Source organism: Microbacterium sp. (assembly GCF_052099035.1).
In the GTDB taxonomy this organism is placed as follows: domain Bacteria; phylum Actinomycetota; class Actinomycetes; order Actinomycetales; family Microbacteriaceae; genus Microbacterium.
In genome coordinates, this window is the sequence record NZ_JBQDSX010000090.1 from 1 (window position 1) to 8731 (window position 8731).

The window sequence follows — 8731 nt, forward strand, 5'->3', positions numbered from 1 at the left end:
GCCTGCGAGTCGTCGTCGTGTGCCATGGTGCTCCTCGTACGTTCCTCTTCGATGAATATGCGTCAGTTGGACTTCGCCGTGATCCACACGGTGATGGCGACAAGGCCGCCGATGCCGAAGATCCAGATGAACAGGCCTTCTGAGACCGGTCCGAGCGATCCGAGCGTGAAGCCGCCGATCTGCACCTCCTGCTGCTGGAAGAGCAGAGCGGAGATGATGTCGCGCTTGTCGTCATCGGACAGGTTCATGTCTCCGAACACCGGCATGTTCTGCGGGCCGGTGACCATGGCCGCGTAGATGTGCAGGGCGCTGGTGTTGGCCAGCCCCGGGGCGAACTTGCCTTCGGTGAGTGCACCTCCGGCTGCGGCGACGTTGTGGCACATGGCGCAGTTGATGCGGAACAGCTCGGCGCCGTGAGCGACGTCGCCTTCGCCGTCGAGGATGCCCTCAGCCGGATACGTCGGGCCAGGTGCCGTGGTTTGGACGTAGGAGGCCATCGCCTCGATCTGGTCCTGCGTGAACTGCACCGGCTTCTGCGGTGCCTGCGGCCCCTGCATCTGCAGCGGCATACGCCCGGTGGCAACCTGGAACTCGACCGCCAACTCGCCGACGCCGTACAGGCTCGGGCCGTTGTCGGTTCCTTGCAGGTCAAGGCCATGACAGGTGGCGCAGTTCGCCTGGAACAGCTTCTTGCCGTCATCAACGGTGAGCTGTGTGCTCGCCGATGTCTGGGTATCGGTCGCGGCGATCGCAGCCGACGCGCCAGCATAGATGCCGCCGGTGATCAGGAGCCCTGCTCCGATCAGAGCCGCAGCGGCCAGGGGGCTACGGCGTCCGTTTGAGCGACGCTTCTTCTCTCGTGCCATTTCGCAGGTCAGCTCCGCTCTTATTTCAGGAAGTAGATGACGAAGAACAGCACGACCCAGACGACGTCGACGAAGTGCCAGTAATACGACACGACGATCGAGGAAGTCGCCTCCTTGTGCGTGAAGTTCTTGACTGCGAACGCGCGTCCGATGATGAGCAGGAACGCGATGAGTCCGCCGGTGACGTGGAGGGCGTGGAAGCCCGTGGTGATGTAGAACGCAGACGCGTATGCGTCGGCCTGGATGGGCATGCCCTCAGTGACGAGCTGCGCGTACTCCCAGACCTGGCCGGAGACGAAGATCGCTCCGAGCGCGAACGTGATCCAGAACCATTCGACCATTCCCCATCCGAAGAGACGGCGGCGGCCTGCGCCGTTGAACTGCCCCTTCTTGATGCGGTACGCCTGCATGTCCTCCGCGGCGAACACGCCCATCTGGCATGTCACGGAAGAGAAAACGAGGATGGCGGTGTTGACTGCGGCAAAGGGAACGTTCAGCAGTTCGGTGCGGTCGGCCCACAGCTCGGGGGAGGTGCTGCGGAGGGTGAAGTAGATCGCGAACAGTCCCGCGAAGAACATCACCTCACTGCCGAGCCACACGATGGTGCCGACAGCTACCGGGTTCGGGCGCTTGATCGTTCTTGCCGCCGGGGCATAGGTCGCTGAGGTGGTCACCCCTCCATTATGGCCGATCGGCGAGCGTGATTCTTGCATCGGCGGAAGCTGTTTCGCTGACCGTCGACTTAGGGGACCCTAAGAAAACACTGCGAATTCCCGGTGAATCCAAGGGAAATCAAGGTTGGCCACGGTCGTCTCCCGCTGATCGCCGCGCGTAAGGAATTTATTCTCGCCGATAGGATCGCTGTTATGGCTGATTCCCTGACCTGGCCCAACGTCCTCACCGCCCTTTTGGAAGGTCGCGACCTCAGCGTGTGGGAATCCACATGGGCGATGCGTCAGGTGATGCAGGGCAACGTGTCGGATGCAAAACTCGCCGGGTTCCTCGTGGCTCTTCGTGCCAAGGGCGAGACGATCGATGAGGTGGTCGGCTTCCGCGACGCGATTCTGGAATCCGCCGTACCGCTGCCGGTATCGCCGAACGTGCTCGACATCGTCGGCACAGGCGGTGACCGGGTGGGAACCGTGAACGTCTCGACCACCGCGGCGATCATCATCGGCGCGACGGGTATTCCCGTCGTCAAGCACGGCAACCGTGCGGCGAGCTCGGCATCCGGCTCGTCCGATGTGCTCGGTGCGCTCGGCCTTCAGCTCTCCATCTCGCCGGAGGACGTGGCAACAGTCCTTGACCGCACAGGGATCACGTTCGCCTGGGCGGCAGCTTTTCACCCCGGGTTCAAGCACGCCGGTGCCGCTCGTGCGGAGTTGGGCGTGCCGACGGTGTTCAACATGCTGGGTCCGCTGTGCAACCCCGCGCGTGCCGAGGCGAACGCCGTGGGCGTCGCGCAGCTCGAACGTGTTCCGCTCATCACGGGTGTCTTCCGCACCCGGGGCGCGACAGCATTGGTTTTCCGCGGAGACGATGGACTCGACGAGTTGACGACCACGGGGCACAGCCGTATCTGGGAAGTTTCACGCGGTGACATCCACGAGCACGATCTCGATCCTCGGGATCTGGGCATCCCGACGGCAGATATTGCCGATCTCATCGGCGGTTCTCCTGAGCACAACGCGGGGGTGCTGCGTGAGACCCTTGCCGGAACGAAGGGGCCGGTCCGCGACATCGTCCTGCTGAACGCGGCGGCCGGGATCGTCGCGTTCGAGCTCTCGCAGGATGCGACACAGGTGACCCGACCGATCCTCGAGCGGCTCGACGATGCATTCCACCGTGCCGAGGCTGCGATCGACGACGGCAGCGCTGAAGCGAAGCTCGATGCCTGGGTCGCTGCGACGCGTGAGCTCGCCTCTGCCTGAGCGATCATGGACCCCGTCGCCGCGCTGCTCGAGATCGCGTCCCTGCTCGAGCGGGAGCGCGCATCGCGCTACCGTGCGAAAGCATTCCGTCAGGCGGCTGCGTCGCTGAAGAGCCTGCCGGGGGATGCACGCACCGATCCGGTGCGCATCCGTGCGGCCAAGGGCATCGGCGAGTCGACCTTCGCCGTGATCCTGCAGGCTCTCGCCGGCGGCATCCCGGACTATCTCGTGGATCTGCGCGGTCAGGTCGAACCCGAGCGGACGTCGGCTCTGCGCAGCAGACTCCGCGGTGACCTGCACGCGCACACCGAATGGTCAGACGGCACGACGCCGATCGCGGTGATGGCAGAGGCGGCACGGGCGCTCGGACATGAATATCTCGCGATCACCGACCACTCTCCACGGCTGAAGGTGGCCCGTGGTCTGTCGGCCGAGCGGCTGCGCGAGCAGATCCCGCTGGTGCGGGCAGAGTCAACCGGCGGGCTCACCCTGTTCGCCGGCATCGAGGTGGACATCCTCGACGACGGTTCGCTCGACCAGGACGCCGATCTGCTCGGCGAGCTCGACATCGTCGTGGCATCCGCTCATTCGAAGCTGCGCATGGACTCGCGGGGGATGACCGCGCGCATGATCGCAGCTGTATCGAGTCCGTTGGTGAATGTTCTCGGGCATTGCACGGGTCGGCTTGTCCAGGGCGAGCGCGGGACGCGCCCGCAATCGCAGTTCGATGCGCGCGCGGTGTTCGATGCTTGCGCGGAGAACGGCGTTGCCGTCGAGATCAACTCGCGGCCGGAGCGTCAGGACCCGCCGGATGATCTGATCGCGATCGCGATGGATGCTGGATGCTTGTTCTCGATCGACTCGGATGCTCACGCACCCGGGCAGCTTTCCTTGATCGACCATGGGGCCGAGCGTGCAGAGAACGCCGGAGTTCCCGCCGAGCGCATCGTCACGACGTGGGGGCGGGAGCGCCTGCGGGCATGGGCGGAGTGAGCAGGCGCAGCATCCCGTGGCTGGTGTTGATCGGCATCCTCGTGGCGGCACTCAGCCTGCGGGCGCCGATCATCGCGCTGACGCCGGTACTGCCGGAAATCATCGCCGATCTGGGGATCGGCTCCGCGTCGGCGGGGCTGCTCACCACTGCTCCGGTGATCATGTTCGCCGTGCTCACCCCGGTCGCCGCCCTCGTCATCCGACGCGCGGGTCCCGAGATCGCCCTGCTGCTCTCACTGAGCGGCGTGATGATCGGCCCCCTCGTGCGTGCCCTGCCGGGGTTCGGGTCGATGCTCATCGGCATGATCGTGATCGGCGCATCGATCACGATCGGCAACGTCGTCATCCCGGTGATCATCCGACGTGATCTGCCACCGGAGCGGACCGCAATCGCGACGGCCGCGTACACGGCGACGCTGAATGTGGGGTCGTTGCTGACGGCCCTGGCCACGGTCCCGCTCGCCGAGATCACCGGGTGGTCTCTCGCACTGCTGCTGTGGGGTGTGATCACGGTGTTCGGACTTGTGCTGTGGCTCGTCCACATCGTGAGGTCGCGCTCCTGGCGCTCCGCAGAGCGTTCGTCGGGTGAGTCGGCGGTGCGTGCCGATGCGCACGGCGCTGTCGCGAGCATCACGGGGCCGATGCCCGTCGTCGTCGACAATCGCGTCGCTGCGATCGTCCGTCGGCCGATCGTGTGGCTGCTGCTGGCCGCCTTCGCATCGCAATCGAGCATCTACTACGCGATGTCGACGTGGCTGCCGACGATTCTGCTCGACACGACCGAGTTGGACGCGGCATCGGCAGGCGCGCTGGCCTCGATCTTCCAGGGCGTCGCCATCGCGGGTGCGATGCTGGCTCCGGTATTTCTCAGATTCCTGGGCGCTGTCGGCTCTGCATTGCTGATGGCCGCGTGCTTCGCGGTGATGGTGATCGGGATGCTGGTGGAACCGTCACTCGCGGCCGTCTGGGCATCGTTCGGGGCCATCGCGCACTCGAGCGGTTTCGTCCTGATCTTCACCGCTCTGGTGCGCGTGTCGCGCTCGGATACCGAAGCTGCGACGATGTCGGCGCTCGTACAGGGCGGGGGATACCTTTTCGCGGCGCTGGGCGCTCCCGTGATGGGGGCGCTGCGCGAGGTCAGCGGCGGATGGCAGGTTCCGCTGCTCGCTGTGATCGTGGTTGTCGCTGTTTATGGGACGGCTTTGATGTCGGCGATGGTCGTCGCCTTCCGGCGCCGCTGATACGGCGCCGTCGAAGAATGGATGCCGTGGCGATCGTGTTCGCGGTCAGAGCCCGCGCTGGATGTTGAGCGCGGCGATGGCGCGCTGCATGGAACTGCCGAGATTCCACTGCTCAGCGAGTGCTGTCGCAGCATCCGCCGAGGCAGTGTCGAGGGCCGTGACCGGATCGGCCGGGGGAGTGATATCGAGGCCGCGAGCGACCTCGACGACGGTTGGCGCGACGTCGAGATAGGCAGATGCTGCAAGGATCTTGGCCTGCACGCCCGCGCTCATGCCTTCACCCGCAGCCGCAGCGGAACGGATCCCGTCGAGGTCTCCGTGCGCCTGCAGCAGTGTCGCGGCGGTCTTCTCTCCCACACCGGCGACGCCGGGAAGCCCGTCGGAGGCGTCGCCGCGCATGGTGGCGAAGTCCGCGTACTGTGCGGGGAGAACACCGTATTTGGCGACGACGGTCTCGTCGGTGACCACCGCGAGATTGCTCATCCCCTTCGCCGTGTAGATGACACGGATGCCGCGACTGTCGTCGATCAGCTGAAAGAGGTCTCGGTCACCGGTGACGATATCGACCGGCATCGTGGAGCGCGTCGCGAGCGTGCCGATCACGTCGTCGGCTTCGTGGGCGGCGACGCCGATGATCGGGATTCCGATGGCTGCGAGACTCTCGCGGATCAGGGGGAGCTGTGCTTCGAGCGGGTCGGGCACCTCTTCGATATCGGGTCCAGCATCGATGACCTCGACGACTCGGTGCGTCTTGTAGCTGGGGATGAGGTCGACGCGCCACTGGGGGCGCCAGTCATCGTCCCAGCACGCGACGATGTGCGTCGGTTCGTAGAGGGTGACGAGCTTGGCGATGATGTCGAGCAGGCCGCGTGCAGCATTCACCGATGTGCCGTCAGGGGCCTTCACCTTGTCGGGGACGCCGTAGAACGCGCGGAAGTACAGGGATGCGGTGTCGAGGAGCATCAGCTTGTCGCTCATGGGAATCAGCTTGACACACAGTGCTGACATTGCTGGGGGTCGGGCGCATCGCGGTGGGACGTGGGGGATCAGCAGCCGGGGGAGTTCGGCGCCTCGGCACAGGTGAATGCGACGAGCGCCGTGTGGGCCTCGAATATGCGGACCTGCTGTGGCGCGCCGGTCGTGGTGACCTCGCCGCTGATCGGATACCAGCCGACGCCGAAGTCGACCTCTGCGGTGTAGCGGACATCGACCTGGGCGAAATAGGTGCCGCGCTCGCGATACGTGTGGCCGGTGTCCGTGGGTGTGAACTGCGCCTGGCCGAGTGCGGCCCAGGTCGATCCGCCCGTCGAGGTTGTCGCGGAATCCCCGTCGCCGTATGTGAAGTCGTACGCGGACGGCGTGAAGCGCACGGATATCGGGAAGCCGAACAGTTCGGCGTCGACGGTCTGCGCGGATGCCGCGGTCACGAAGTTTGTCGGAAGACCGGCGACGCCGACGTTGTCCGGCTCGCCGGTTACGACAGAACCCTCGGGAGCGAAGCGGGCGAGGTCGTTGATCGTGATGGCAGGAATCGCCGCTTCGGCTTCTTCTTCGGTCTCCTCGGCGGGTTCGGAGTCTTCAAGCGCTCGGAAGCAGCGCCTGTACGAGTCCCAATCAAGCAGGCACTGATCGAAGTCGAACGGCTTGTGCGGCGTACCGATCTCGGCTGGTGGATACCACTCGTCATCGAAGTCGCCGACGGGCGGAAAACCGGGTTCGCCCTCGGTCTCCTGCGACCCGTCGATCACAATCTCGGTGCCGTTGTTCGTGTCGGTTGGGCAATAACCAAGCGCCTGTAGGGTCGCGAGGTCACAGGAGGGCAATGTCGCTGGGACGCCGCCGGAGCCAAATAAGAATCCCGCAAGAAGTAGATGAACTAACACTTGGTCTTCTCGCTTGGTGACGATCGAGCGATGAAAAGCTCATCAGAATTCCCAGAGAACTCGACTTTAAGTAGACCGAGCTCAGGCCGGTTGTTCGGGGTGACATCGGTGCCAGCCTCATTCAAGACGCGTGACCCTGAGATATCGACGCAGACATCGGCGGTCAATGTTGAAACCCGTCCAGATAGATCGGCATCGAGGCCAGTAAAGTTGTGCACCACGCTCGGCCCAACGATACGAATGCCTTGTTCTTGAAGGTTTCGTTGCGATTGGAGATCGGCTTCAAGTGCCTCTCCGGACAAGTACTCCTCCGGGTTCGCCGTTGCGTCACCGTCGGCACGTTCGGCTGCTGCCAACAGATACGCCCGATAGACCTCTTCGGCGGCGGCGAAGGCTTCTTCCTCGTTCGCGAAGGCGGTGGTCGGCGTCGGACTGGGCGCGGGCGCCGGGGTGCATGCGCTCAGCATCGCGCCGGCCAGGGCCAGCAGCGCCAGCATCCGGAACCGGCTCGTCTTCGATCGGTGCAAACTCACTCGCTCACGGTAACGCGAACCGCCAGCATCCCGTTCGAGTTATCCACAGCACGTGATGGTCCGTTTCTCTGATATTCTGAAGTGTCACTCGTGGCGTGCACACGCGCGCCTGGGTGTCATTCGAACAAATCCATTCGCTTTATCAGCCGGATCACGCACGCGTGAAAGGCTGCATAAGCCCGAGTATTCACCCACAAGGACAACCCACTACATGACTACCGCAACGACCGCCCCGGCCACCAAGCAGGTCGCCATCAATGACATCGGATCTGCTGAGGACTTCCTGGCCGCGGTCGAGAAGACTCTGAAGTTCTTCAACGACGGCGACATCATCGAAGGCACGATCGTCAAGATCGACCGCGATGAGGTACTCCTCGACGTCGGATACAAGACCGAGGGTGTCATCCCCTCCCGCGAACTTTCCATCAAGCACGACGTTGACCCCAACGAGGTCGTCAAGGTCGGCGACGAGGTCGAGGCTCTTGTTCTCCAGAAGGAGGACAAGGAAGGCCGTCTGATCCTGTCCAAGAAGCGTGCGCAGTACGAGCGTGCGTGGGGCGACGTCGAGAAGATCAAGGAAGACGACGGCGTCGTCACCGGTACGGTCATCGAGGTCGTCAAGGGTGGACTCATCGTCGACATCGGCCTCCGTGGCTTCCTGCCGGCATCGCTCATCGAGCTGCGCCGCGTCCGCGACCTGACCCCGTACCTGGGCCAGGAGATCGAGGCGAAGATCCTCGAGCTCGACAAGAACCGCAACAACGTGGTTCTCTCGCGCCGCGCTCTGCTCGAGCAGACGCAGTCCGAGTCGCGCTCGAACTTCCTCAACAACCTGCACAAGGGCCAGGTCCGCAAGGGCCAGGTTTCGTCGATCGTCAACTTCGGTGCGTTCGTCGACCTCGGCGGCGTTGACGGCCTCGTGCACGTCTCCGAGCTGTCCTGGAAGCACATCGAGCACGCCTCCGAGGTCGTCGAGGTTGGCCAGGAGGTCACCGTCGAGATCCTCGAGGTCGACCTCGACCGCGAGCGCGTCTCCCTGTCGCTGAAGGCGACGCAGGAGGACCCGTGGCAGGTCTTCGCCCGCACCCACGCGATCGGCCAGATCGCTGCGGGCAAGGTCACCAAGCTCGTTCCGTTCGGTGCGTTCGTTCGCGTCGCAGACGGCATCGAGGGCCTCGTCCACATCTCCGAGCTCTCCAGCAAGCACGTCGAGCTGGCTGAGCAGGTCGTGTCGGTCGGCGAAGAGGTCTTCGTCAAGGTCATCGACATCGACCTCGAGCGTCG

At 64.3% G+C, this 8731-nt stretch carries 9 protein-coding genes; 4 read left to right on the forward strand and 5 right to left on the reverse strand.

Annotated elements, in window-relative coordinates:
- Positions 1-62: 62 nt before the first annotated feature.
- Together qcrC and ctaE are read right to left on the reverse strand one after the other, a co-directional pair.
- Positions 63-866, reverse strand: a complete 804-nt coding sequence (gene qcrC / locus ACTIAO_RS15970) for a cytochrome bc1 complex diheme cytochrome c subunit (RefSeq protein ID WP_441907150.1) — start codon at positions 864-866, stop codon at positions 63-65.
- 20 nt (positions 867-886) lie between these two features.
- Positions 887-1579: an aa3-type cytochrome oxidase subunit III gene (gene ctaE, locus ACTIAO_RS15975; RefSeq protein ID WP_441907151.1), complete on the reverse strand. Its 693-nt coding sequence runs from the start codon at positions 1577-1579 to the stop codon at positions 887-889.
- Positions 1580-1732: 153 nt separating this feature from the next.
- Here ctaE and trpD point away from each other — a divergent pair, with 153 nt between their 5' ends.
- Genes trpD through ACTIAO_RS15990 form a run of 3 tightly spaced genes read left to right on the forward strand, consistent with a single transcriptional unit; the run spans position 1733 to position 5031 of the window.
- Positions 1733-2797 (forward strand): anthranilate phosphoribosyltransferase, encoded by a 1065-nt coding sequence (gene trpD / locus ACTIAO_RS15980; RefSeq protein ID WP_441907152.1) that lies wholly within the window; start codon positions 1733-1735, stop codon positions 2795-2797.
- 6 nt (positions 2798-2803) lie between these two features.
- On the forward strand, positions 2804-3790 hold the full coding sequence (locus ACTIAO_RS15985) for a PHP domain-containing protein (RefSeq protein WP_441907153.1): 987 nt from the start codon (positions 2804-2806) through the stop codon (positions 3788-3790).
- On the forward strand, positions 3754-5031 hold the full coding sequence (locus ACTIAO_RS15990; protein WP_441907154.1) for an MFS transporter: 1278 nt from the start codon (positions 3754-3756) through the stop codon (positions 5029-5031). The genes ACTIAO_RS15985 and ACTIAO_RS15990 overlap by 37 nt, the downstream gene beginning before the upstream one ends.
- A gap of 45 nt (positions 5032-5076) precedes the next feature.
- Here the strand turns inward: ACTIAO_RS15990 and ACTIAO_RS15995 are convergent, their stop codons facing one another.
- The 3 genes from ACTIAO_RS15995 to ACTIAO_RS16005 form a co-directional block, all read right to left on the reverse strand.
- Positions 5077-6009, reverse strand: a complete 933-nt coding sequence (locus ACTIAO_RS15995; RefSeq protein ID WP_441907155.1) for a 5'-3' exonuclease — start codon at positions 6007-6009, stop codon at positions 5077-5079.
- 68 nt (positions 6010-6077) lie between these two features.
- Positions 6078-6779: a hypothetical protein gene (locus ACTIAO_RS16000; RefSeq protein ID WP_441907156.1), complete on the reverse strand. Its 702-nt coding sequence runs from the start codon at positions 6777-6779 to the stop codon at positions 6078-6080.
- A 128-nt stretch (positions 6780-6907) separates the two neighbouring features.
- Positions 6908-7447, reverse strand: a complete 540-nt coding sequence (locus ACTIAO_RS16005) for a hypothetical protein (RefSeq protein WP_441907157.1) — start codon at positions 7445-7447, stop codon at positions 6908-6910.
- Positions 7448-7658: 211 nt separating this feature from the next.
- Between ACTIAO_RS16005 and rpsA the strand changes: the two genes are divergently transcribed.
- Positions 7659-8731 (forward strand): 30S ribosomal protein S1 (rpsA, locus tag ACTIAO_RS16010; protein WP_441907158.1); only part of this gene is annotated, 1073 nt, incomplete at its 3' end.